The sequence below is a fragment of the Campylobacter sp. DY7 genome, assembly GCF_057802535.1.
Window position 1 is genome coordinate 75,013 of the sequence record NZ_JBYJAU010000006.1, and the last position, 25,203, is coordinate 100,215.

18 protein-coding genes, 1 other RNA gene and 1 pseudogene are annotated in these 25,203 nt (G+C 26.2%); 15 read left to right on the top strand and 5 right to left on the bottom strand.

Annotated features, from left to right (window positions below; genetic code table 11):
• Positions 1 to 154: 154 nt before the first annotated feature.
• The 6 genes and pseudogenes from dnaA to AC1B00_RS05410 all read left to right on the top strand — a co-directional run.
• Positions 155 to 1,471, top strand: a complete 1,317-nt coding sequence (gene dnaA / locus AC1B00_RS05385; RefSeq protein WP_488848601.1) for a chromosomal replication initiator protein DnaA — start codon at positions 155 to 157, stop codon at positions 1,469 to 1,471.
• Positions 1,472 to 1,498: 27 nt separating this feature from the next.
• On the top strand, positions 1,499 to 2,581 hold the full coding sequence (gene dnaN / locus AC1B00_RS05390) for a DNA polymerase III subunit beta (RefSeq protein WP_488848603.1): 1,083 nt from the start codon (positions 1,499 to 1,501) through the stop codon (positions 2,579 to 2,581).
• A 9-nt stretch (positions 2,582 to 2,590) separates the two neighbouring features.
• Complete coding sequence (gyrB, locus tag AC1B00_RS05395) at positions 2,591 to 4,903, top strand: DNA topoisomerase (ATP-hydrolyzing) subunit B (protein ID WP_239817639.1); 2,313 nt, start codon at positions 2,591 to 2,593, stop codon at positions 4,901 to 4,903.
• 56 nt (positions 4,904 to 4,959) lie between these two features.
• A complete protein-coding gene (locus AC1B00_RS05400) occupies positions 4,960 to 6,228 on the top strand; it encodes an EAL domain-containing protein (protein ID WP_488848606.1) in 1,269 nt (422 codons plus the stop codon).
• The gene (queF, locus tag AC1B00_RS05405; RefSeq protein WP_214119961.1) at positions 6,225 to 6,647 is read left to right on the top strand and encodes a preQ(1) synthase; all 423 of its coding nucleotides are present in this window, start codon (positions 6,225 to 6,227) and stop codon (positions 6,645 to 6,647) included. The genes AC1B00_RS05400 and queF overlap by 4 nt, the downstream gene beginning before the upstream one ends.
• Positions 6,647 to 7,831: pseudogene (locus AC1B00_RS05410) on the top strand (HD domain-containing protein); the annotation flags it as partial. The gene queF and the pseudogene AC1B00_RS05410, both read left to right, overlap by 1 nt.
• A gap of 6 nt (positions 7,832 to 7,837) precedes the next feature.
• Here the strand turns inward: AC1B00_RS05410 and ffs are convergent.
• An RNA gene (gene ffs / locus AC1B00_RS05415) (signal recognition particle sRNA small type) lies at positions 7,838 to 7,935 on the bottom strand.
• Between the two features lie 43 nt (positions 7,936 to 7,978).
• On the opposite strand from ffs, the gene AC1B00_RS05420 reads away from it, so the two are divergent.
• The 4 genes from AC1B00_RS05420 to AC1B00_RS05435 all read left to right on the top strand — a co-directional run bounded on the left by AC1B00_RS05420 (position 7,979) and on the right by AC1B00_RS05435 (position 15,011).
• Entirely contained in the window at positions 7,979 to 8,410 is a 432-nt protein-coding gene (locus tag AC1B00_RS05420; RefSeq protein ID WP_488848608.1) for a hypothetical protein, read from the top strand.
• Positions 8,411 to 8,449: 39 nt separating this feature from the next.
• Entirely contained in the window at positions 8,450 to 10,051 is a 1,602-nt protein-coding gene (pyrG, locus tag AC1B00_RS05425) for a CTP synthase (protein ID WP_488848610.1), read from the top strand.
• Positions 10,039 to 11,616, top strand: coding sequence for a single-stranded-DNA-specific exonuclease RecJ (gene recJ, locus AC1B00_RS05430; RefSeq protein WP_488848611.1), 1,578 nt, complete (start codon positions 10,039 to 10,041; stop codon positions 11,614 to 11,616). Before pyrG ends, recJ begins: the two co-directional genes overlap by 13 nt.
• A gap of 74 nt (positions 11,617 to 11,690) precedes the next feature.
• A complete protein-coding gene (locus AC1B00_RS05435) occupies positions 11,691 to 15,011 on the top strand; it encodes an autotransporter outer membrane beta-barrel domain-containing protein (protein ID WP_488848612.1) in 3,321 nt (1,106 codons plus the stop codon).
• Positions 15,012 to 15,285: 274 nt separating this feature from the next.
• Here the strand turns inward: AC1B00_RS05435 and AC1B00_RS05440 are convergent, their stop codons facing one another.
• The 4 genes from AC1B00_RS05440 to AC1B00_RS05455 all read right to left on the bottom strand — a co-directional run bounded on the left by AC1B00_RS05440 (position 15,286) and on the right by AC1B00_RS05455 (position 19,552).
• Positions 15,286 to 16,311, bottom strand: coding sequence for a GGDEF domain-containing protein (locus tag AC1B00_RS05440; protein WP_488848613.1), 1,026 nt, complete (start codon positions 16,309 to 16,311; stop codon positions 15,286 to 15,288).
• A gap of 83 nt (positions 16,312 to 16,394) precedes the next feature.
• A complete protein-coding gene (locus tag AC1B00_RS05445) occupies positions 16,395 to 16,985 on the bottom strand; it encodes a hypothetical protein (protein ID WP_488848614.1) in 591 nt (196 codons plus the stop codon).
• Positions 16,986 to 17,073: 88 nt separating this feature from the next.
• A complete protein-coding gene (locus AC1B00_RS05450; RefSeq protein WP_488848615.1) occupies positions 17,074 to 18,480 on the bottom strand; it encodes a hypothetical protein in 1,407 nt (468 codons plus the stop codon).
• A gap of 190 nt (positions 18,481 to 18,670) precedes the next feature.
• Entirely contained in the window at positions 18,671 to 19,552 is an 882-nt protein-coding gene (locus tag AC1B00_RS05455; protein ID WP_488848652.1) for an RluA family pseudouridine synthase, read from the bottom strand.
• Between the two features lie 137 nt (positions 19,553 to 19,689).
• On the opposite strand from AC1B00_RS05455, the gene AC1B00_RS05460 reads away from it, so the two are divergent.
• Genes AC1B00_RS05460 through AC1B00_RS05480 form a run of 5 tightly spaced genes read left to right on the top strand, consistent with a single transcriptional unit; the run spans position 19,690 to position 25,190 of the window.
• Positions 19,690 to 22,065, top strand: a complete 2,376-nt coding sequence (locus AC1B00_RS05460) for a ribonucleoside-diphosphate reductase subunit alpha (protein WP_488848617.1) — start codon at positions 19,690 to 19,692, stop codon at positions 22,063 to 22,065.
• Complete coding sequence (locus AC1B00_RS05465) at positions 22,062 to 23,042, top strand: glycosyltransferase family 2 protein (RefSeq protein WP_488848619.1); 981 nt, start codon at positions 22,062 to 22,064, stop codon at positions 23,040 to 23,042. The genes AC1B00_RS05460 and AC1B00_RS05465 overlap by 4 nt, the downstream gene beginning before the upstream one ends.
• Positions 23,043 to 23,065: 23 nt before the next feature.
• Complete coding sequence (locus AC1B00_RS05470) at positions 23,066 to 23,719, top strand: hypothetical protein (protein WP_488848621.1); 654 nt, start codon at positions 23,066 to 23,068, stop codon at positions 23,717 to 23,719.
• Positions 23,704 to 24,339, top strand: a complete 636-nt coding sequence (locus AC1B00_RS05475) for a hypothetical protein (RefSeq protein WP_488848622.1) — start codon at positions 23,704 to 23,706, stop codon at positions 24,337 to 24,339. Before AC1B00_RS05470 ends, AC1B00_RS05475 begins: the two co-directional genes overlap by 16 nt.
• Positions 24,324 to 25,190: a hypothetical protein gene (locus AC1B00_RS05480; RefSeq protein ID WP_488848623.1), complete on the top strand. Its 867-nt coding sequence runs from the start codon at positions 24,324 to 24,326 to the stop codon at positions 25,188 to 25,190. The genes AC1B00_RS05475 and AC1B00_RS05480 overlap by 16 nt, the downstream gene beginning before the upstream one ends.
• The last annotated feature ends 13 nt before the right edge of the window (positions 25,191 to 25,203 follow it).

Genomic DNA, 25,203 nt, shown 5'->3' on the forward strand with positions numbered 1-25,203 from the left:
TTAAAAGGCAAAATGTGAAATTTATTAAGAAAAATTGTAAATTGTTTGTATATTTTTGGTATATTTTTTTCAAGTTAAAAGTATTGTTATATAGGTGTTTTAAATAAAAAAAATTAATAAAAAATGAATTTCACATCATCAAAGGTAAAAATAAATGTTAAATAAAATTCTAGAATCATTAAAAACAGAAATAGGAGAAAATCAATACAAAAATTATTTTGACATTTTACAAATAAACGAAAATAAAAATAACGAAATTACCTTAAATGCACCAAATCAATTTATAGCAAGACATATTCAAACAAAATATCAAAACCTATTAGAAAAAATAGCTGAAAAAATCAATGGTAAAAAAATAAAAATAATCATATCAGTAAACAATGAAAAAATTAATAAAACCAAAGAAAACAAATTAGTTCAAATAAAACAGCAAATTTCAGTATTAAATCAAAGTTTAACTTTTGATAATTTCATTGTAGGTGAAAGCAATGAATTTGCTTATAAAGTTTGTAAATCAATAACAGATGAAAATAAATTCGGAACTTTATTTAACCCTATTTTTATCTATTCAAATACAGGTTTAGGTAAAACTCATCTTTTACAAGCAAGTGGCCATGAATGTCTTGAAATAGGCAAAAAAGTAATTTATAAAACTTCAAAAGGTTTTATGAAAGATTATCAAAATGCAATATTAGCAAATAAATTTGATAGCTTTAATAGTGAATATAAAGATTGTGATTTATTATTAATTGATGATATTCAATTCTTAGGAACAACTGATAAAATCCAAGAAGAATTCTTCCATATTTTTAATGATATAGTAGAGCGTAAAGGTCAAATAATAATGACTTCTGATGTAGCTCCTAAGAATTTAAATGGAATTGAAGATAGATTAAAATCAAGATTTAATAAAGGAATAATTGCAAATATAAGCGTACCTGATATAGAAACTAAAAAAGCAATTATTAAGAAAAAAAGTTTAGTTTATGAAATAGACTTAAACGATGAAATGATAAATACAATAGCAAGTTATATAGGCGAAAATGTAAGAGATTTAGAAGGTATAATAAATTATATTTACGCATTTCAAAATATTAGAAATCAAAAAATAAGCTTAGAAGATTTAAAAAATCAAATAAAAGAATATATAAATGAAAATAAATCAAATATTGAAATTGAAGATATTTTTGATGTTGTAAGCCAAGAATTAGGAATAAAAATCAATGAAATAAAATCAAGTTCTAAAAAACAAGAAATAGTAAAAGCAAAAAGAATTGTTATATTTTTAGCTAAAGAACTGATTTCAAATTCTGTAAGCGAAATTGCAACTAATTTTCAAATGAAAGACCATAGTGCTATTTCAAAGCATATTAAAAAAACTAATGAAATGATATGTAATGATGATGATTTTAGAACTTTAGTAGAGCATTTAAAAAATAAAATAATAAACTCAAAAAATAAGGATTATTAATTATAATAAAATCAAAAAAGGAAGAAAATGGAAATTTTAATAGATAAAAAAAGATTAGAAAATATAGCTTTAATTGTTAGCAATTATGTTGAGAAAAAAGATAATACAAGCCTTAATTCAAATATTTTATTATTAGCTAGTAATAATGAATTAATCTTAAGAGCAAGTGATAGTGAAATAGGGATTGAATATAAAATTCCTGATTGTAATATTATTAGTGAAGGAACAATATTTTTAAATGCTAAGAAATTAATTGATATTTTAAAAAGCCTAAATAATGATAATATTAAAATAAAAAAATTAGAAAAATCTATAAAAATTACTCAAAATAAAACTAATTTTTCATTACCTATTGCAAATGAAAATAATTTTTCTTTTTTAGAAGATGAAAATAGCAAAACACCTATTTTAATTAGTTCAAAAGAACTAAATATAGGCTTTAAAATGATTTTACCTGCTATTGATAATAATGGAATATCTTTTCAATTTAACTGCTGTTATATAGATATTTTAAGAGATAGCATTGTATTTGTTGGAAGTGATTCAAAAAGAATTCACAGATATTCATTCATAGCACAAAATGAAAACGAACAAAGAATAATAATTACTAAAAAATCAGCTCAAGAGCTTCAAAAATTATTAAATGAAGAAGTAAGAGTTTATAAAACAAATAATTATTTAATTATTGAAAATGATAATTTCAAATTCTTTACAAAATTAGTAACAATAGATTTCTTAAAATATGTAGAAGTAATGCCACATAAATTACCTACAAATGAAGTTATTATTAAAACTGAAGAATTTTTAAATGAGATTAAGAAATTAAGCTCAGTTTGCACAAAATGTCAAATAGAATTTGAAACAGGAAAAATAACATTTAAAAACAATATTATAAGCGATGATATAAACGAAACTAACGCTACAAGCGAATTAGAAGCAAATATCGTTGTAGATGAAAAATTTGAAATAAATCTTACAAATAGACATATAATGGACTTTTTACATTTAAATGAGAATGAAGATTTTACATTCAAATTTTATTCATCATCAGCTCCTGTGATTTTAGAAAGTAAAAATTTCTTATCACTAATATCAGCAAATAAAAACTAAGGATATATAATGCAAGAAAATTATGCAGAAAGTAAAATTAAAGTATTAAAAGGACTAGAAGCCGTTAGAAAACGCCCAGGAATGTATATTGGCGATACTAATATCAATGGTCTTCATCATATGGTTTATGAAGTTGTGGATAACTCTATTGATGAAGCTATGGCTGGGTTTTGTAATACTATTGATATTGAAATTACAAAAGAAGGTTCTTGTATAGTTACTGATAATGGTCGTGGTATTCCTGTTGGACTTCATCCTACTGAAAATATTTCAACTTTAACCGTTGTTTTAACTGTTCTTCACGCTGGTGGAAAATTTGATAAAGATACTTATAAGGTTAGTGGTGGTTTGCACGGCGTTGGTGTATCGGTTGTAAATGCACTTTCAACTAAATTAATCGCAACAGTTAAAAGAGATGGAAATACTCATAGACAAGAGTTTTCTAAAGGTATTCCAGCAACAGAACTAGAAGTTATTAAAACAACAAATCGCACAGGAACTAGCATTGAGTTCTTCCCTGATCCTGAGATTTTTGAAGTTGTGGAATTTGATTATGATATTTTAGCTAAGAGATTTAGAGAATTAGCGTATTTAAATCCACAAATAACAATTAATTTTAAAGACCATAGAAGTGGCAAAAGTGAAACATATCACTATGATGGTGGTATTTCTCAATTTGTTAGCGATTTAAATAAAAAAGAAGCTCTAACTAATGTGATTGCATTTAGTGATGAGGCTGAAGATGTTATTGTAGATATTGCTTTAATGTATAATGAAACTTATAGTGAAACATTATTTTCATTCGTAAATAACATTAAAACTGCAGATGGTGGAACACACGAAGCAGGCTTTAGAATGGGACTTACTAAAGTTATTACAAATTATATTGAAGCAAACGCAGCTGCAAGAGAAAAAGATATAAAAATAACAGGCGAAGATACTAAAGAAGGTCTTATTGCTATTGTTAGTGTAAAAGTTCCAGAACCACAATTTGAAGGACAAACTAAAGGAAAATTAGGAAGTTCTTATGTTCGTGGTATAGTAAATAAGATTACAAATGATGCTTTAACTAAGTTTTTTGAAGAAAATCCAAACGATGCTCGTGCTATTATGAATAAAGCTTTAATGGCTGCAAGAGGTCGTGAAGCTGCAAAAAAAGCTAGAGAATTAACTCGCAAAAAAGAAAGTATAAGTGTAGGAACACTACCAGGAAAATTAGCTGATTGTTCTTCAAAAGACCCTGAAATTAGAGAAATTTATTTAGTTGAGGGAGATAGTGCGGGTGGTTCTGCAAAACAAGGAAGAAATAGAGAATTCCAAGCGATACTTCCATTAAAAGGTAAAATCCTAAACGTAGAAAAATCACATTTAGATAAAATTTTAAAATCAGATGAAATCAAAAATATGATTACAGCGTTTGGATGTGGAATAGGTGAAGATTTTGATATAGAAAAATTAAGATATCATAAAATTATTATTATGACGGATGCTGATGTTGATGGTTCGCATATTCAGACTTTAATTCTTACATTTTTCTTTAGATTTATGAAAGAATTAATTGAAAGAGGTCATGTATATTTAGCTCAGCCACCATTATTCCGCTACCAAAAAGGTCAAAGAAAAGAAATATATTTAAAAGATGAAAAAGCATTAAATGATTATTTGATTGAAACAGGAATTGAAAATTATGAGTTTAGTGGAATTGGAACGAATGATTTAAAAGATTTCTTGAAAATAGTAGCTGCTTATAGAAGTATTTTAAATGAACTTAAAAAGCGTTTTAATGTTATTGAATTAGTTAGATATTATGTAGAAAATCCTGATATTTTAGCGTTAAATATAAGTGAAATTTATGAAAAATCAAAGCAATTTTTAGAGGAAAAAGGCTTTAATATATTAAATCACTATTTAAGCGAAGAAGAAGTAAGAATTTATGTTCAAACTCAAAGTGGTTTAGAAGAAATAGTTGTTAATAATGATTTATTTTATAATCCTTATTTTGAAGAGGCTAGTTATATTTACAAAAAAATTGAAGAAAGAAATATATTTACAGATAAAGATTTCTTAGATGTTTTAAATGATGTTGAAAAGAATGCTAAGAAAAATACAAATATCCAACGCTATAAAGGTCTAGGAGAGATGAACCCTGAGCAATTATGGGAAACTACAATGGACCCTGAAAATAGAAGATTAATACAAATTGGGGTTGAAGACTTTGATAGAGCTAGTGGAGTATTTAATTTATTTATGGGTGATGAAGTTGAGCCTCGCCGTGAATATATACAAGCTCATGCTAAAGATGTAAAACACTTAGATATATGATAATTAGTAAAAAAATTGAAAGAAAAAATAGGCAAAATGCAGCTATTAAGCTCATTATGCCTTTATTATTATTAGTTTTTGCTTTTGTTTATTTACCAGAATTTGACGATACTAATTTTAAACCATTAGATATATTAATGGTTTTATGCTTTATATTTTTATATTTTTATTATTTTGTTTTTGTAATTTATAAATCAGTCAAACATAATGTAATTGATGAAAAAACAGGGACATTATTACAAAGTGAATTTGTAAAGTATTTAAATAATGATGATTTTGTTATATTTTTTACTATTTCAAATATAAATGAATTAAAACTTAGACTTGGATTTGATAAAAGTGATAAATTACTTAAAAAATTAATTGATAAATTTTATGCTTGGGATGAAAATTTAATAATAGGCAGAATTACAACTGCTGATTTTATGATTTTAAGTAATGCAAAACATAAAGTTTTACAACATGAAATAAAAAAGATATTTTTAGAAATAAAAAGAGAAAGAATAGATGGCGTTGATTTTAAATGCGATTATTCAATAATAAAAGCTGATACTAATTTTAATAAACTTTATTTAGAGGCTCAAAATAGATTAAAAGATGATGTTGATATTGATACAGAAAATATCATTACAAATAGTATTATAAGTGCTATAAATAAGAACGATTATTGTTTAAAAATACAAAGATTAGAAGGCGATGAAGAGATATATTATTTAAATTATAGGATTAATTCAGATTATCCAGAGAAATTATCTCAAGCAAAATTAGAAGATATAATTATTAAAAATAATTTAGAATTTAATTTTTATAAAAATCTTTTAGAACTTTTATCAAGAGAATATAATTTTGATAATAGAATTATGATTAAAATATCGCCTGATTTTTTAAGAAATTTAAATTTTTTATTTTATTTAGGTGAGTTTTTTATAAAAAGACCACATACAAAAGGCAAAATAATTTTTGAATTTTTTGAAAACGATGTTTATTATGATATGCCAAGATTTGAAGAAATTATAAGAGAATATAGAGATATTAATGTAAGTTTTGCATTAAATAGAATAGGAAGTCCAAGCTCGTTAGAATACTTAAAACGATTGGAATTTGAATTCGGAATCTTTGATATTGAATTTAACAAAAATATTAGAAATGAAAAGTATTTTGTAATTTATGAAAATTTATATCAAATATGTAAAAGTTTAAATATTAAAACAATTATGAGATTTATTGATAATAAATCTTTACTTGATTTGACAAAAGATATTAAATTTGATTATTATCAAGGCTTTTTATTTTATAAGGACAAAAATCTTAAGGAGATGAAATGAAAGAAAAATTAAAATACGGACAAAAAGAAATAAAAAAAATAAAAGGTAAAAAATTAGAGCGTTGGGAAAACAAACAAAAAAATGATTATGTTATAAAAATCACTTTACCTGAGTTTGCATGCCTTTGCCCTAGAAGCGGTTATCCTGATTTTGCAACATTATATTTAGAATATATTCCTAATAAATGGGTTGTAGAATTAAAGGCTATTAAGCTTTATGTTAATTCATTTTATAATAAAAATATAAGCCATGAAGATAGTATAAATAAGATTTATAACACTCTTAAAAAGCGTTTAAAACCAAAATATATTAAATTAGTTGGAGATTTCAATCCTCGTGGTAATGTTCATACGGTGATTGAGTGTTGCTCTGATACTGAGATTAAAAAAGAAAAGAAAAAAGATAAAAAGGATAAATAATGATTAGCCCTGAGCTTGTTTTACATATTTTTAAGGCTGCTTCAATTTCAAGATGGAATGATTTTCCTAGAATTTGTAATTTAGTTGAACTTGATAAACAAGCTCATAAGGCAATAATTGCTTATTTTTTAGCAAAAAGTGAAAAAGACATTGATATGAGATTTTTACTTGATGCTATTGTTGTTGAGTTTATTTCTCGTGTAATTGTTACTGATATTCGCCCAGATGTTTTAAATGAAATCAAAAAAACAAAACAAAAAGAATTAGATGAATGGATACAAAAGCAATTTAGTGTAATTAACAAAAATGAAGATTTTTTAAAAATTTTTAACGATTATTATAATGATAAAACCCATGAAAAAGAAAAATTTATTTTAAAAGCTGCAGGGTATTTATCAACTAGATATGAGTTTTCATTTATATATCCAAATGTTAGTAATTATGAAGAAATTAAGTCTAAATTAGATGAAGAATTAGAAGATTATTTAGATATTTTAGCGGTTCAAAAAATATCACTAAATCAAAAATTAGCAAAGGTTATTGATTTAAGTGGGCGTTTAAGATTTCAAAAGCGTTGGGCTCAAACACCTAGAATTCCAGAAACAAGTGTTTTAGGTCATATGTTAGTGGTTGCAGTTTTAAGTTATTTTTATTGTTTAAATATTAAAGCTTGTGATACTAGATTTATTAATAACTTCTTTTGTGCTTTATTTCACGATTTACCAGAGAGTTTAACAAGAGATATTATTACGCCTGTTAAGTATGGAATTGATGGTTTAAGTGAAATTATAAGTGATTATGAACTTAAATTAATTGATGAAAAGATTTTACCTTATGTTCCAAATAATATTAGAAGTGAATTTGCTTATTTGTTAGGAATATATAATGAAGATGGTAAGATTAAAAAAGATGAATTTAAAAATAGAATTAATAAAGATTTTGTTAAATTAATCCAAAATCCAAACGATTATAACGAAGATTGTTTTAATACTATTGATGGAAAAATGCTTAAAGCTTGTGATAAAACAGGAGCATTTTTAGAAGCTATTATTTCTAATTATTATGGCGTTAAATCAAAGGATTTAATGAATGGTTCTTTAAAGATTTTAAATGATTTTAAAGAAAATCCTAAAATTGGTGAAGTTGATTTTTATAAAATGTTAAAAGAGTTTGAAGTATTTTTTATAAACCCAAGCCAAGACACTTGCGGCACACACTCATAAAAAGTGCTCTGCTATGTTCCCATCCTGAAGCTCTGCTCTTTAAAAGCATTGCACAAGGCTTGACTTGAGAAATGGCATTTTATGATAAAATGATTTAATAGAGGGTAAATGAAACTAGATTTGATTTATATTTTTTTAGCAAATATGAGAATAACTTTTTTAGGTGTTAATAATTCTTTTGATTTTAAAGCAAAATTAATTGCATGTGTTATAGGCGTTGTAAAAGAAGAAAGACAAGATTTAAAAAGAACATTAGAAAAACTAACTAAAGAAATTTATAAAAAAGAATTTAGAAGAAGATTATTTCTAGCTACTATTTATCAATATGTTAAACTTATTAAACAAGATACTTTAGGTGTTGATAAGATTTTAAAAGGTATTAAAAAACTAACTAAACAAAATCCTAAATTAAAAAGAAAAATAAATTTTGTTCAACTTGATAGATTAGTATTAAAAAAATCTATAAAAGAAGGCGAGAGTGAAATTGAAGATTACGCTCAAATTAGGGTTTTAGAATTTTTAAAAAACGAAGTTATTTAATTAGATAATATAAAATAAAAAAAACTAATAGGAAAAAATATGGCTAAATTTATATTTGTAACAGGTGGAGTTTTAAGCTCACTTGGTAAAGGAATTGCAGCTGCTAGTATTGCTAGCTTATTAAAACAAAGCGGACTTAAGGTAAGTATTTTAAAGGCTGACCCATATATTAATATAGACCCAGGAACTATGAGCCCACTTGAGCATGGAGAAGTTTTTGTTACTAAAGATGGTGCAGAAACTGACCTTGATTTAGGACATTATGAAAGATTTTTAGATGAAGACTTAACTCATCTTAATAACTTCACAACAGGTAAAGTTTATCAAAGTGTAATAGAAAAAGAACGCCGTGGAGAATATCTAGGTAAAACTATTCAAGTAATTCCACATATTGTAGGTGAGATTGCTAGTAGAATGGAAGCAGCAGCGGCTGATAAAGATGTATTAGTTGTAGAAATCGGTGGAACGGTAGGAGATATTGAAGGCTTACCATTCCTTGAAGCAATTCGCTCATTAGGACTTAAACACGGAAGGTCTAATGTATTTTACGCACATTTAACCTTAGTTCCTTTTATAAAAGTTGCAGGCGAATTAAAAACAAAACCAACCCAACACTCGGTTGGAGAACTAAGACGCATAGGAATTAGTCCTGATATGATAATTGCTCGTAGTGAAATACCATTAGGCGATGAAATAAAAGAAAAAATCGCAAGAAGTTGTGGTGTAGAAATTGATTGTGTAATAGAAAGCATTGATGCTAAAAGCATATATCAAATTCCACTTAAATTTTTAGAGCAAAATATACTTTTACCTATTGCAAAACATTTAAATCTAAAACTAAAAACTCCTAATTTAAAAGATTATGAAAACTTAGTAGAAAAGATTATAAATCCTAGCAAAAAAACAAAAATCGCATTTGTAGGAAAATATATAGATTTAAAAGAAAGTTATAAATCTTTAACCGAAGCATTAATTCATGCAGGTGCAAATCTTGATACAAAAGTAGAAATTAATTGGATAGATAGCGAAGAAATAAAAGATGAAAATGATTTAGCTGGAAATGATGGAATATTAGTAGCTGGTGGATTTGGACAGCGTGGAGTTGAAGGCAAAATAAAAGCTATTAAATATGCAAGAGAAAACAATATTCCATTTTTAGGAATTTGTTTGGGAATGCAACTTAGCTTAATTGAGTTTGCTAGAAATGTTTTAAAGCTAGAAGATGCTAATTCAACTGAATTTGATGAGAATACAAAAAATCCTATTATTTATTTAATTGATGAATTTATTAATCAATCAGGTTCAAAAGAAATAAGAACAATTAAAACTCCATTAGGTGGGACTTTAAGACTTGGTGAGTATGTTTGTAATATCAAAGAAGGTTCGCTTTTAAGTAAATTATATAATTCTAATACTGCATTAGAAAGACATCGCCACCGCTATGAAGCTAATTCAAAATATCGCAAATTATATGAAGAAAATGGGCTTTGCATTAGTGGAGAATCAAATGGACTTATTGAAGCTATTGAAAATACAAATAATGATTTCTTCGTAGCAGTTCAATATCATCCTGAATTTACTTCAAGATTAACTAAGGCAAATCCTGTGATTTTAGGTTTTATTAAACAATGCTTAAATTAAATAAAACCAAAATTAAGCAGATTTTAGACGATAGATTTAAAGATGATTTACATAAAAACCTTAGCACAATTCCAAAGCCACATATTTTTAAGGATATGAATAAAGCGGCTATTAGAATAGCTAAGGCAATCAAAAATAAAGAAAAAATAGCAGTAGTTGGAGATTATGATGTAGATGGCATAGTATCTTCAACTATTATGAGTGAGTTTTTTGTTAATTTAGGTGTTGATATTAAAATCAAAATCCCAAATCGTTTTAGTGATGGTTATGGAATTAGCGAAGAAATAGTAAAAAATTTAGATGCTGATTTAATAATAACCGTAGATAATGGAATAGTAGCTTACGAGGCTGCTAATAAATGTAAAGAATTAGGCATAGATTTAATAATAAGCGATCATCATACCCCAAGCGATACTTTACCAAATGCTTATGCTGTGATTAATCCTAAAAGAGATGATTGTGAATTTTCAAAGCATATTAATTGTGAAATTTGTGGAGCTCAAGTTGCTTGGTGGCTTTGTGGAGCTATTAAAAAAGAATTAGGTATAGAATACAATATGGCTAGTTTTTTAGATTTATTATGCATAGCAATTGTTGCTGATATGATGAATTTAAACGATTTAAATCATATTTTAGTTCGTTGTGGCTTAAAAGAATTAAATAAATTAAATCGTCCAGCTTTTGTGGTTTTAAAAGAAAAATATAAAAAGAAATTCTTTGATTATGAGAGTATTCCTTTTTTAATCGCACCTTTACTTAATGCAAGTGGTAGAATGGATGATGCTAGTATTTCATATAGATTTTTAAGGGCAAAAACTCTTGATGAAGCAAGAAAAATTTTAGAAGTAATTGAAAAACTTAATCAAGATAGAAAAGAACAAGAGCGACAAAGCTTTGAAGAAAGTATAGAATTTGTTAGCGAAAACGATAGTGTTATAATAGCGTATTCAAAGAACTGGCATAAAGGTATTTTAGGCATTGTTGCAGGGCGTTTGGCTAAGCAATTTAACAAACCAAGCTTTGTATTTAATATAGAAGAAAATATCGCAAAAGGAAGTGCTAGAAGTGTTGCAGAGCTTGATATTTTAGAAGTTTTAAATAATGTTAATGATTTGCTTATTAATTTTGGCGGGCACAAAGGAGCTGCAGGACTTTCTTTAGATATTAGTAATTTAGAAGAATTTAAAAGAAGATTAAATAAGCTTAATTTTGATGAAAATATTCTTGATTTTTGTGATACTACAAATACTTTAGGTGAGCTTGAATTTAGTGAAATTGATATGGAATTATTAGATATTTTAGGCGATTTTGAACCTTTTGGGCAAGGTAATGAAAAGCCATTTTTTATAAGTAAAAATGTAGTTATTAATAATCTTGTTTTGCTAAATGATAAACATTTAAAATGTTGCTTTACTCAAAATAATATTACTTTAGAAGCGATTTGTTTTAATTGTGATTTTATTCCTTTTGAAGGAGATAATGTTAATATTCATTTTAGTTTGCAAAAGAACTATTTTAAACCAAGCCCTACAATTCAACTAAATATTTCTAATATTTATATTTAAGAATTTGAAATAGGAATTTAACTTACGATATAATTTATAATAATGAAATATATTTTAATTTTTAAGGTGTTTAAATGAAAAATGTTTTAAGATTAAGTATAGCTTTAACTAGTGCTTTATATTCATATACAGTTACAAATATAACAGGTGATTTGACTCAAAAGATAGAGATTAAACAAAGTGGAATTTCAAGCATTACAGCTAATCAAGTAGATGATAAGATAAATGCGTTTTTTGTAATAGGTGGAAATCTAACTACTAAAAGCGATGAAACAAATAAGCTAATATTTGACTATGAAAATGCAGGAATTGATAATAAAGATTATTTAATATTAGTTTCAGGCGGTAATTTTACAGATTCAGCTTCTATTTTTAAAGCTCAAGGTTATAGTGTATTTAGTAATAATATACAAGCTATAAAAATTGAAAAAAATGGCGTAGTAACTTTAAATAATTCTAGTGTTTTTGCAGGTAATGCAGACCATTCAACTTTTCAAAATTCTCCTGCTATTTTAGTTGATTATGGAACGCTTAATTTAAATAATTCTTTAGTAGAAGGTGGCAATCAGCGTGGCAATAGCTATCAAGCTATAAATGCTATTGGTTTTGGGACTGATAAGGTAAGCGTAAATATAAGTGGTTCAATTATTAAAGCAGGTAAAACCGAATTAGGAGAGTATGATAAAAGTTCTCAATCAATTAATGGTGGAAAAACAAGTATAATAACAATAGATGATACAAAAAGCACTCAAGGTTCAAAGTTTATAGGTAGAATTAATACTTTAGGAGATTTTACTCTAAAGGGTATTTATAAAAATCAAGCTACATTTAATGCTAAAGATATATTAAGTAATATAAATATTACTAATAATAATATTTTTGATACAACTATTAATGCAAGTGTTAAAACAAATCTTGAAAAAAATGCAAATATTGATAAAGCTTACATAGATGGTGGTCTTGATTTAAACAAAAGTGCTACTTCTTTAGGGATTTTTAATATCACAAATAGCTATATTGCAGGAGATATCATAAATGCTCATGATATTACTATTGTAAATAATTTAATACCAGTTGGAAAATCTAGCATAGTTTTAGATAATGTTTATTTAGAAGGATTTTTGACTAATTATGCAGGAGATATTAAAAGCTCTAATTCAGTATTTAACAAAGCAATTACAAGTAAATATGTAAGTAAAATTGATGATACTAATTCAATCTTTAAAGGTGGTTTTAGTGCTGATGAAATACTTTTAAATGGAAGTATTTTAGAAGGTATCAAATTACCTACTATGAATGGAGCTATTTATCAAGCAAATAATTTTACCTTAACTAATACTAAAGTAGGCAAAGATTTAGATAATACTAAAGGCTATTTAGAATTAATGGGGGGGGGCGTTTTAAAAGCTACAAATTCAGCTCTTAATTATGATATTAGAAGTAATAGCCCTATTAATATTGATTTAACGGGAAGTTCTTTAGTAGGTAGTTTTAAAGATTTAACAGGAAATAAAATATCAGCAAATAAAGTAAGTTTAAATAATTCTACAAGTTTAGGTGCATTTAGCACAAATGAATTAGTCGCAAATAATTCTACATTCTTTTTAGGTGGCACGAGTGCTACTTATAATGGAGCAATAATTTCTAAAACTAGCACAAGTGGAGCGAATAATAGCTTTGGAATTTTAGGTGTAGTAAGTAAAGCTAGTGATGGACAATTAATCGCTAGTGGATTAAGTGCTAATATGCCTTTAGCTATTTTAAAAGGAGCTAATAGTGATTTTGCTAATTCGCTTAAATTTTATTCAGGAATTAGTGAATATGCCTTAGCAAACTCATATTTAAAAACCGAAAAAGTAGGGGATTATCAAGTATATGTTTTAGCTAAAGATAATAAGCAAAACTTTAATGATTTAACTTATAAAAATAATTCTAAATTAGATATAAATAAAATAAATGAAATAATCGCTGATAACAATAAATTAAGCGATTTAGTAGATTTTGGTAAAGATTTATTAGCTAGTAACGAAGCAAAGGAACTAATTAATCAAAATGCTAATGCAAGTTTAGAAAACAAAGGAACTATGGTAAATGATTTAGACAAAATCACAACTCCAGAAAATCCAGACACTAAACCAAATCCTGATATTCCTTGGACTGACTTAGAGCCATCAACTCCGATTATTCCAACACCAGATCCAAAACCTGAAGTGCCAGAAGAAAAACCAAACCCAGATATTCCTTGGACAGACTTAGAACCATCAAAACCTATTGAGCCTAGCACACCTGAAGAAAAACCTGAAGAAAAGCCAGAAAATCCAGACACTAAACCAAATCCTGATATTCCTTGGACTGATTTAACTCCTGCAAATCCAATTACTCCAACACCAGAACCAAAACCTGAAAATCCAAGCGATGAAGAAAAGTTTGAAATTGCAGTAGAAGAACAAAAAGAAGCTATAAAATTAATGGTTACAGGCAAAAATGAAAAAGCCTTAGAATCAGCGAAGCTTATGACAAATCAATTTTATTTTTCTCAAGTGTTTGAATACAACAATTTAAACAAGCGTTTAGGTGAATTAAGAGGATTTGCTAAGAATAATGCAGGTGTTTGGATTCGTGGATATGTTAATAAAGGAAGTATTAAAAACACATCTTTAAAAGCAAATGAGGTTCAAATGGGTGTGGATAAAATATCAAGTTTTACAGATTTTGATACTTATGCAGGATTTATGCTAAATATAGGAATAACAACTACAAGTAATACAACTAATTCAAAAATAAATAACTATGGCTTAGGAGTGTATTTTAGTAGCGTTTATAACAATGGCTTTTTTATAGATACAACACTTAAAGCAAATCATTATAAAAGCGAGTTTAAAAATGATAATTTCTTAGGTAATTCTACAAGCAAAGGAACAGGTGTGATTGCTAGTTTTGAGTTAGGTAAGAGATTTGGAGATGATTTTTACATAGAGCCTAGCACTGAAATGATTTTAAACTATATTCCAAAAACAGACATTAAAGGCGAAAAAGAAATAAATATCGGAGCATTACATCAAAAATCATTCGTAAATATAACAGCTCCTTCAAAGCTTTTAGTAGTTAATAAAACAGCAATTTATACAGGAATAAATGTTAATGATAGTTTAAATGTTAGAGCAGGGCTTGGTGCGATAATTGATTTAACTAATAATCCAGATTTTCTAGTAAGCGATGGAATTAGTTCATATTCGTTTAAAGGTGCTAGTAAAGATAAAAGAGGCTTTGCAAGTTTAGCAATTAACAAAAACTTTAATAAGAAGTTTAGCTTTAGTTTAGAAGCAGAAAAGACCTTTAGTGGAAATCTAAATATTGATTATAATATTAATACAAATCTAAGATACGAGTTTTAATTCTTATTTCCTATTTTAAATTCTTTGGAATTTGAAATAGGAATTTCAAAATATTTTTAAGACCCTGCGCGAATTTTAAAAACTAATTTTAATCATAAAAAACTTTTAAAATAACATATCCGAATTTTAAAAAATAAAACAAAAAGAAATCTTTAAATTTCACTCACATTATTTTAGACTTGCAATTTTGTTAGTTTTTAAATTCGTGCAGGGTTTTATAATTCCTATTTCAAATTCTAAAAATTATCAAAAGAATTTGAATTCGGAATTAGGATTATTCAAAAACTACTTTATTTCTTCCTGTTAATTTAGCTTGATAAAGTCTATTATCAGCCATTTCAAAGGCACCAAATTTTGAATTAGTAACAAGGCAAAGACCTATGCTAATAGTAAGTTTTAGATTGTGATTTTTAGCATTAAATGTAAAATCTTCAACTTCTTTTCTAAGCTTTTCTAACTCAGCAACACATTTAAAATAATCATAATCTTTAAAAACTAAGCAAAATTCTTCTCCGCCATAGCGATAAGTTTTTGCATATTTTTTCAAAATACCTGCAAGAGATCTTAAAATAATATCTCCTATATCATGTCCATAAGTATCATTAATTTTTTTGAAAAAATCTATATCAACCACTGCTATTACATCTTTATTTTTAAGTTCAAGCGTATCATAAGCTCTTCTATTATAAACATTAGTTAAAGAATCATAAAAAGCTAATTTGTATCCTTGATAGCCGATAGCTGCTAAGAATATAAATGAGCCTAATTCAAAATAACTTAAATTATAGCTTTGTAACTTGTGATAGAATAAAAATTGAAAATAAGAAGCTACATAAGCACCTTGCAAAAAGCATTCAAAATTGTTAATTTTTCTAAGTATTACAACATAAAGCATTAAAACCAAAAATAAGCAAAAAGAAAAATCCGAATAAACATAAGTTTGATTTATAAACTTTAAACTATGTAAATATGAAATAAAAGTCGAATCTTTAGTAAAAATTCCTAATAAAATATAAGAAATCACAACCAAACAGGCAGGTATTAATCTCTTTGTTGATAAATAATCTTTCTTAAGGCTTACTAATATTGCAAAAACAATAGGTGAAAATAAGGCAATATAAGCATGAGCTTGAGAAAAATTTAAAAATAAAAATAAAATCCTACTAGATAAAAATAATAAAACTAAAAAAGTTATATTATGTTTTCTAAAATAAATTGAGCCTAAAAATACTAAAAGCTCAAAGCCAAGCGTTGCAGCTGGCATAGGTAAAATTATTTCTTGTAAGAGTGATTGCTGCATATTTAATTACCTCTATGTTTTGCATTTAATTATACTAACATATCGGTAATTAAGCTAGATTATTAATAAATATTTATATTATATTAATATCCAAGAGCTTTTAAAAAGTCATCTTTTAAGTAATCTTTCATATCAGTAAAGCTAATTTCGCTACTTTTTTTATAATCATTACTTAAAAATACAAATCCGTAAGAATTAATATAAAATTTTTCTAATTTCTCATCTGAAAAATCTTGATTTTTTGAATTTAAATAAACTCTAAAAATATCAAAATCTTTTAAAATATCTTTTAATAAATATTCTTTTTTACTTTTTTCGTTATATGTTTTTATTTCAATTTTTGAGCTTGATTTGTTATCTTTTGTTTCTTTATTTTCTTTTATATAAGAAATCACTTCATTGCTTTGAAAATAACTTGCATAATTTGAATTTGATTTATAATGATTAAATTCATCATGCATTTGCTTATAAAGACTATTCATAGCTTTTATGTGTTGCTCGTTTATTTTGTCAAAGTCTTTAAAAAAATTATCCATAGGATTAATCATTTTATTTTCAATTGCATCAAGTCTTTGTTTTAAAATCTCGTTTTCAAGCTTTAATTTATCAATCTCGCTAAGAGAATTAGCACCTAAACTTGCTACACAAAATATAGAAATTAATAATTTTTTCATATCTTTCTCCTTTTTAAAAATCCATATTTTAATATTTTTTTCATAATACTTTAAAAACATTTTTTAAGCTTATTTATGATATGTAGTTTTAAGGCTTAAAAACATTTTTTAAAGCTTCTTCATATACTTTTTTATCATTTATGATAGGGTAGTTTTTCAAAAAGTCTAAGGCTTCTGGCACATTTTTTTGAAATTCAAATAATTCAATTTTAAGCTTAAAATCGCCTGTTTTATTAATAAAATCTGTAATGCAATCTTGCATAGAGCCTTTATGCAATAATTTTAAATAATAATCTATACTAACTTTATCATCTATCCTAAAATCAATACTTATTCTACATAAGTTTTCAGGCCAGTGAAGTCCTTGATTGCTTATTCTAAATCTAATTGAATTTATAGGCTCATTTAGTAACTTTTTGGTCTTGCTTTTTAGTTTTAGTGATTTTATAAATTTTGGATTGAATTTTACATCAAAAATCAAAAATTCATAATATTCATGATTTAAAACTTCTCTTGCACTTGCTAAAATCTCACCATCTTTTATAAGGCGGACATTTTTAAGCTTGCAAATCTTAATGCAAGTTCTTTCATCATAAACTAAATCAATGCCTAACTCTTTAAATCTTTTTATACTCTCATTTAGCATAAAATCTTCACGCCATACCATACCATTAGTATAACCTGTGCTATCTATTTCTAATTTTTTTATTATTTCAAAATAGCGTATATTTGTAGCAAAGGCTTTACCTTCTTTTATTTCTTTGATTATTCTATATAGACTATTGCCGAGGCTATATTTATAAGCTATAGTAATTGATGGTCTTTCTAGCTCTTTAAATTCTTCTAAATCTTTTTTTAAAATTATTCTATCTTTTCTATATAAAGTTCCTTCTTTAAAATTACTCAGAAACTTTTCAAGTACTTTATCAACATCTAATTTACCTAAATAATATCTGCTTAAAGATACATAAATTTCACCTGCGCCCACCCAAAGATATTTTATATTTTCATCACCATAAATAGGAATCCTTTTGTCATTTTTAATTTTGTATCCTTCGGTTAGCGTATGATATATATCAAATGTAACTTTTACTGTGATATTATCAGGCTTTTGAAGAGTTACATAAAATTTTTTCTCTTTTAAAGATAGTCCGACATGAATCTCAGTAATATTGTCTAAAATCGGCTTTTTAAAATCTTTTATCTTTATATATATTGAATCTTTTGATATAACTTCTGCTGTTAGCTTAGCATCTTCTAAGAAATTTTTTCCATCTCTATCCGTTAGTTTTAAATCTGTTGCCTTGCAATAGCTTCCTACATCATCATAGCTTTCATTGTAATAATTTTCACATTTAAGATTTTTATATTCTATTTTATACTCAAATGTATCGCCTAATTGATTTAAAAAATTTTTTAAGTTCTTTAAATTTGCTTGATTATTTAAAGCATGTAAATTAAATACTAAAACAATGATTAAAAATAATTTTTTCATACAACCCTCTCTTTTGTTTTAAAATTAGAATTTAAAATAGGAATTTGATTTTTTGTTTCACGTGAAACATTTTGAAATTCCTAATTCAAATTCTATTTTTTCTTTTCATTTAAAATAACTACTATTATACCAACTACTCCACAAACACAAACAGCACCCATAAATATATATTGAAATAAATCTAATCCACTCATTTAATCGCTCCTAAAAATTCATTTTCTATATCATTATTTATAAAATCATAATTTTGATTTTTATAAGTAAATTTAAGTCTTGCCGAGTGAAGACAAAGCCTACTTGCTCCACAAAGCTCTTTTATATTTATTATTTTTTTGTCTAAAATATTTCTTGCTTCTTCGTTACTTAGTCCATAAAGAGTATCACCTGCAATTTTATGTCCTGAGTAATGCAGATGAAGTCTTAATTGATGTTGTCTTCCTGTTAGTGGAATTGCTTTTAAAAGTGTATGTTTAGGATAATTTTTAATAACACAAAATTGTGATTTTGATATTTTTCCATCTTTTGATACTAGCATTTTGTTTTTTAAATCTTCATCGTTTTTAAGTCTTGCACTAACACAAAAATCATATTCAATATTTCCACAAACTAAAGCTAAATATTCTTTATAAACTTCTTGTTTTGCAAAGAGTTCTTTTAATTCTTTGTTAGCGATTTTATTTTTTGCAACGAGTATAAGCCCGCTTGTAGCTGCATCTAGCCTATGAGCTACGCTAGCATTTTCTCCATATTTTTGCCAGATTTCATCATTTAAAGAATACTCACAATTTCTTCCATTTGGATGAGATAAAACCCCGCTTGGTTTGTTAAAAACAGCAAAATCTTCATTTTCAAAAATAGGTTTTAAATCCAAACTAAAACATTCATAAACTAATAAATAAAATTCACCATTAATAACGCTATTTTTTTTACATATTTCAATATCATTTAAATTTATTTCATCTATATTTAAAGTATTTAAAAGATTTTTGCTAACATTATTTTTAAAAATAATAACACGATTTTTATCACAAAATCTTTGTGCTTTTTTTAAATCATAATTTAAATTTTGCATTACTAATTGATAAGCTTTTTTATTTTCGCTAGTAAAAAATTTTTTGTATAAATATCCCACTTTTTTTAACCTATATTTTATCTCTACTTATTATAATACATTCTTTTTTAAAATTCACAAAGGACAAACAATCAATCATGAAGGTAGTAAAAAGAACAGGAAGAGTAGAAGAATTAGATATTTCTAAAATTAAAAAATACACAACTTTAGCAACAGAAGGCTTAGAAAATGTGAGCCAAAGTGAGCTTGAAGTTGATGCGAAAATCCAGTTTAGAGATATGATAACTTCTGAAGAAATCCAAAATACTTTAATAAAAACAGCAGTAGATAAAATAGATATTGATAGACCAAATTGGACTTTTGTTGCTGCAAGATTATTTTTGTATGATCTATATCATAAAGTAAATCCACAAAAAGAATATGTTCATTTAAGAGAATACTTTGAGCGTGGAGAAAAAGCTGGAAGATTATTTTTAGGTCTTAAAGAAAAGTATGATTTAGATGATTTAAATGCTTATATAAAACCTGAGCGTGATTTACAATTTACCTATTTAGGTATAAAAACCCTTTATGATAGATATTTAATAAAAGATAATAAAGGTAATCCTATTGAATTACCACAACATATGTTTATGGCTATTGCTATGTTTTTAGCTCAAAACGAGTTAAATAGGCAAGAATGGGCTAAGAAATTTTATGATTTAATTTCTAAATTTGAAGTAATGTGTGCAACTCCAACACTAAGTAATGCAAGAACTACAAGACATCAGCTTTCAAGTTGTTATATAGGTTCAACTCCTGATAATATAGAAGGTATTTTTGATTCTTACAAAGAAATGGCGTTATTGTCAAAATTTGGTGGTGGAATAGGCTGGGATTGGAGTATGGTTCGTGCTATGGGTGGTAGTATAGACGGACACAAAAACGCAGCGGGTGGAATTATTCCATTTTTAAAAATTACAAATGATATTGCAGTTGCAGTTGATCAGTTAGGAACTAGAAAAGGTGCTATTTCTGTTTATATTGAGCCTTGGCATATGGATGTTTGTGATTTTATTGACCTTAGAAAAAATAGTGGAGAAGAAAGAAGAAGAGCTCATGAACTATTCCCTGCTTTATGGATAAATGATTTATTTATGAAGAGGGTTAAAGATAATGCAAAATGGACTTTATTTGATCCATTTGATACTCCACAATTATGTAATTTATATGGAAAAGAATTTGAATTAGAGTATGAAAGACTTGAAAAAGATGAGAGCATAGTAAAAGAAGTAATGGATGCAAAAGAACTTTGGAAAAAGATTTTAACAAATTACTTTGAAAGCGGTATGCCATTTTTATGTTTTAAAGATAACGCTAACAAAGCTAACCCAAATTCTCACACAGGTCTTATCAGAAGTTCAAACCTATGCACCGAGATTTTTCAAAATACTGATCCAAATCATTATAAAATTAAAGCAACATTTGAAGATGGTAGCGTAAGTGTATATGAAGAAAATGAAATCTTAAAGCTTGATAATTCTCAAATCAAAACTGCTAAGAAATTAAGTAGCTTAGATACTTTAAATGGTAAAAAAGTTTATATTGTAGAAAAAGAATATGATGAAGGTAGAACTGCTGTTTGTAACCTTGCTAGTATAAATCTAAGCAAAATAAACACAGAAGAAGATATTAAAAGAGTTGTTTCTATTGCAATAAGAATGTTAGATAATGTTATTGAGCTTAATTTCTATCCACACGCAAAAGTAAAAAATACTAACTTAAAATCTCGTGCGATAGGCTTAGGTGTTATGGGCGAAGCACAAATGTTAGCAGAAAAAGGCGTTATGTTTGGAACTAACGAACACTTTGAGTTAATTGACAAAATTATGGAAAGCATTTCTTATGAAGCTATTAGTGCAAGTAGTGATTTAGCAGTAGAAAAGGGCATTTATCCTGAGTATGAAGGAAGTAACTGGAGTAAAGGAATTTTCCCTATTGATGTAGCTAACGAAAATGCAAAAATGCTAACAATGGGTGATAATTTATTCAATCAATCAAACTGCGATTGGAATGAATTAAGAAAGAAAGTTAATAAACAAGGTATGAGAAATGGTTATTTAATGGCTATTGCTCCAACTTCTAGCATTTCAATTCTAGTAGGGACTACTCAGACAATTGAGCCTGTTTATAAAAGAAAATGGTTCGAACAAAACCTAAGTGGAATGATACCAACCGTAGTTCCAAATCTAAGCCTTGATACTTGGCAATATTATGTAACGGCTTATGAGCTTGATCAAAGAGATTTAGTTCGTGCAGCAGCAATTCGCCAAAAATGGATAGATCAAGGACAAAGCTTAAATATATTTGTTAGCCTTGATAAAGCTAGTGGTGGCTATTTAAATAGTATTTATACCTTAGCACATTCTCTAGGACTTAAGTCTTGTTATTATTTAAGAAGCGAAAGCCCTGCAAGCGAGCATTTAGATAATAAACCAGTTGATAGAAGTATTGAATGTGAAGGTTGCCAATGAAAATAAGTGTTTGCATTATCGCTAAAAACGAAGAAAAAAATTTAAAGCGTTGTTTAAATGCTTTGCTAGATTTTGATGAAGTCGTGTTAGTAGATAATGAAAGCACTGATAACAGCGTTAATATTGCAAAAGAATTTAAAAATGTAAAAGTTTTTAGCTCACCATTCATAGGATTTGGCAAATTAAAACAATTTGCCGTTAATAATGCTAGTAATGATTGGGTTTTTTGCATTGATGCTGATGAAGTAATAGATTTTAATAGTTTAGAGCTTTTAAAAAATCTTGATTTTAGTGATACTACAAAAATCTATGCTATAAATAGAAAAAATTATTACAAAAATGAATGGATAAAAACTTGTGGATTTTATCCTGATTATATAGTTAGAATTTTTAATAAAACTCATACTAACTATAATGATGCTAATGTTCATGAAAATATTGTTATCAAAGATAATTCACAATTAATAAAAACCAATATTCATCTTCATCATTATTCATTTTATAATTTATCTCAATTTATAAATAAATTAGACAAATATACAGAAATTTATGCAAATACAACTAATAAAAAGCCTAATTCTTTCTCATGTTTTACCCATGGAATATTTTCATTTTTTAAATTCTATGTATTAAGAAAAGGTTTTTTAGATGGTTTTAAAGGTTTTGTTATTAGTGTTTATGGTGGATTAAATTCTTTTTATAAATATGCAAAAGTTTATGAAAAAAATTTAAAAGATTTTAATCTACACTTATTTGGAAGTGATGATAACATAAAAGAATGTTTAATAAGTTTGTATGAAAGTAAAATTTTACCTAATAAAATTTTTATATATTCAGATAACTCAGACTTACAAAAATATTCAATAATAGATATCGAAATTTGTGGTAACAAGGATTTTCAAATATTAAACAATCATGATGTTTTCATAAAAGCAAAAAAATTAAATAAAAATGAGTTAAAACATTTAATTAGTTAGTATTTTTATAGTAAGGAGGATTTGTGAAAAGAATTTTTCTTATTCTTACTCTTTTTGTTATTTCTTTAAGTTTTTCATCTTGTAGAGGAACGTCTTATTTAGGTTTGCTTAGTGGTTTTGGTGGTTATTACTTTCAAGGAGTTAAAAGCTATACACCTCCTTTTTATGACCTTAAAACTTTAGATAAGCTTTGTAAAGATTTTGATGATAGAGCTGATGCATGTTTTAGAGCAGCTCAAAATTTTCAAATTATGAAAAATCCTAAAATGTACGAATATTATGAATTAGCTATCAAAAAGGGTCTTAAAACAAAATTAAGCCCAGAAGAGTTGGCTAAATACTATGATGATAAATATACAAAAATTATAAATAATAAAGATTTTAATAACTTAGATTGCAATTCTTTAACGAAGGATGTTTTAGAATGTTATTATTATAATAGATATTCTCAAAATTATCTTAGATGTCAAAAAGTAGAAAAGACTATTTCAACATATTATGCAAAATACGAAAAATTAAAAGCTAAATATGAAGAACTAACTAACCCAAACAATCCTTGTAATCAAAAAAATGCTGATAAAAAGGATTGCTTTAGTAAAACTTATATACAATCGCTAAAAAATGATTATAAAAAATGTGAGAATTATTTGAGAAAATACGGATGGTTTTTAGATTAATTGTAAGTTTTATAATTTTGTTAGTTTTATCGTCTTGCACTAGAGTGGTATATTTAGGATATACACTTGGCGTTGGAGTTAAATATGGGCTAGAAGGTAAATATTATAAGCCACCTGAGTTTGGTTTTAAAACTTTAGATTATCTTTGCAAAAATGAAGACGATAGGGCTGATTTATGTTTTAAAATTGCTCAGACTTTTCAAACTATGAAAAATCCTAAAATGTATAAATATTATGACTTAGCTATCAAAAAGGGTTATAGAACAAAATTAAGCCCAGAAGAATTAGTTAAATATTATGATGATAAATATGCAAACATTAAGGAAGCCGAGCTTGATTGCAACTCTACGACAAGATATGTTTTTGATTGTTATTATTACAATATATATTATTGTTCAAATTGTCTGTGTAAAAAAGAAGAGCCTACCATATCAACATATTTTGCCAAATACGAAATACTAAAAGCCAAATACGAAGAGATAAGCAACCCGAGTAAATCTTGTAATAAAAATAACCCCGATAAAAGAAATTGTTATAACAGTTATTCAATAAAATCACAAAAAGATGAGTATAAAAGATGTGAAAGATATTTAAGGAAATACGGATGGTTTTTAGATTAATTATAGGTTTTGTAATTTTGTTAGTTTTATCAGCTTGTACTTCAATGTATGTTATTCATAAAGAGCTTAAAAGTGAAATGGAAATGGCTTATTATAAAAAACATCCATCATTTGTTTTATATGATGAAAATAATTTAAAAATATGTGAAGATTATTTACAAAAAAATATTGGCAGACCTTTTTTTGCAGGTGCTTGTGAATATCTTGATACGGCTAATTATTTGTTTAATATAGATTACATAAAACCACCACAAAATTTTTATTATAAAAGAATTAAAGATGGCAGATTTTTAAGCATAGGTAGTGTTGAAGAATATAGCAAATTTGTTAAAACTTTAGATAAAAAAAGCTTAGAAGATGATTGTTATAGTTTTAAAAATAATATTGCTTGTTATCATTATGAGTTAGCAAATCCTTTAAAAAATGTTAGCGAATATTGTGATGAGATTAAGGCAAATAAAAACTCTAAAAAAAGCACTTTTAGACTAGGTTCGTGCTATGCAAAACTAACACTTGCTATTAAAGAAAATGATGAGAAATTACAAAAATTTTATGCTAACAAAATATGTGAAGGCGGTGTTAGTAAATATTGTGATTTAAAGTTAGCATTAAAAAATGATGATGAATTACTAAAATCATATAACAAAAAAGCCTTTGAATTATGTCTAAATACAGGTAAGAATTGTGAGTTTATAAAAGATACAAATAAAAAGCTAAAAGACCTTGAAGGTAGCTTAGTAATCAAACAAAGGTGTAATAATATAATAAGTAAATTAAGACATATTGATGCTTTTTATAAGGATTTAAGATTAGGTGTTATTAAAGAATTTGAAGAATTTTGTGAAAAATAAAATCTAAATTCCT

Excerpts from the sequence above, each read along its gene's own strand:
- dnaN (WP_488848603.1), top strand. The coding sequence starts at position 1,499 with ATGGAAATTTTAATAGATAAAAAAAGATTAGAAAATATAGCTTTAATT.
- pyrG (WP_488848610.1), top strand. The coding sequence starts at position 8,450 with ATGGCTAAATTTATATTTGTAACAGGTGGAGTTTTAAGCTCACTTGGT.
- AC1B00_RS05455 (WP_488848652.1), bottom strand. The coding sequence starts at position 19,552 with ATGCAAAATTTAAATTATGATTTAAAAAAAGCACAAAGATTTTGTGAT.
- AC1B00_RS05475 (WP_488848622.1), top strand. The coding sequence starts at position 23,704 with ATGGTTTTTAGATTAATTGTAAGTTTTATAATTTTGTTAGTTTTATCG.
- AC1B00_RS05445 (WP_488848614.1), bottom strand. The coding sequence starts at position 16,985 with ATGAAAAAATTATTAATTTCTATATTTTGTGTAGCAAGTTTAGGTGCT.
- recJ (WP_488848611.1), top strand. The coding sequence starts at position 10,039 with ATGCTTAAATTAAATAAAACCAAAATTAAGCAGATTTTAGACGATAGA.
- AC1B00_RS05450 (WP_488848615.1), bottom strand. The coding sequence starts at position 18,480 with ATGAAAAAATTATTTTTAATCATTGTTTTAGTATTTAATTTACATGCT.
- AC1B00_RS05400 (WP_488848606.1), top strand. The coding sequence starts at position 4,960 with ATGCCTTTATTATTATTAGTTTTTGCTTTTGTTTATTTACCAGAATTT.
- AC1B00_RS05435 (WP_488848612.1), top strand. The coding sequence starts at position 11,691 with ATGAAAAATGTTTTAAGATTAAGTATAGCTTTAACTAGTGCTTTATAT.
- AC1B00_RS05480 (WP_488848623.1), top strand. The coding sequence starts at position 24,324 with ATGGTTTTTAGATTAATTATAGGTTTTGTAATTTTGTTAGTTTTATCA.
- queF (WP_214119961.1), top strand. The coding sequence starts at position 6,225 with ATGAAAGAAAAATTAAAATACGGACAAAAAGAAATAAAAAAAATAAAA.
- gyrB (WP_239817639.1), top strand. The coding sequence starts at position 2,591 with ATGCAAGAAAATTATGCAGAAAGTAAAATTAAAGTATTAAAAGGACTA.
- AC1B00_RS05460 (WP_488848617.1), top strand. The coding sequence starts at position 19,690 with ATGAAGGTAGTAAAAAGAACAGGAAGAGTAGAAGAATTAGATATTTCT.
- dnaA (WP_488848601.1), top strand. The coding sequence starts at position 155 with ATGTTAAATAAAATTCTAGAATCATTAAAAACAGAAATAGGAGAAAAT.
- AC1B00_RS05465 (WP_488848619.1), top strand. The coding sequence starts at position 22,062 with ATGAAAATAAGTGTTTGCATTATCGCTAAAAACGAAGAAAAAAATTTA.
- AC1B00_RS05420 (WP_488848608.1), top strand. The coding sequence starts at position 7,979 with ATGAAACTAGATTTGATTTATATTTTTTTAGCAAATATGAGAATAACT.
- AC1B00_RS05440 (WP_488848613.1), bottom strand. The coding sequence starts at position 16,311 with ATGCAGCAATCACTCTTACAAGAAATAATTTTACCTATGCCAGCTGCA.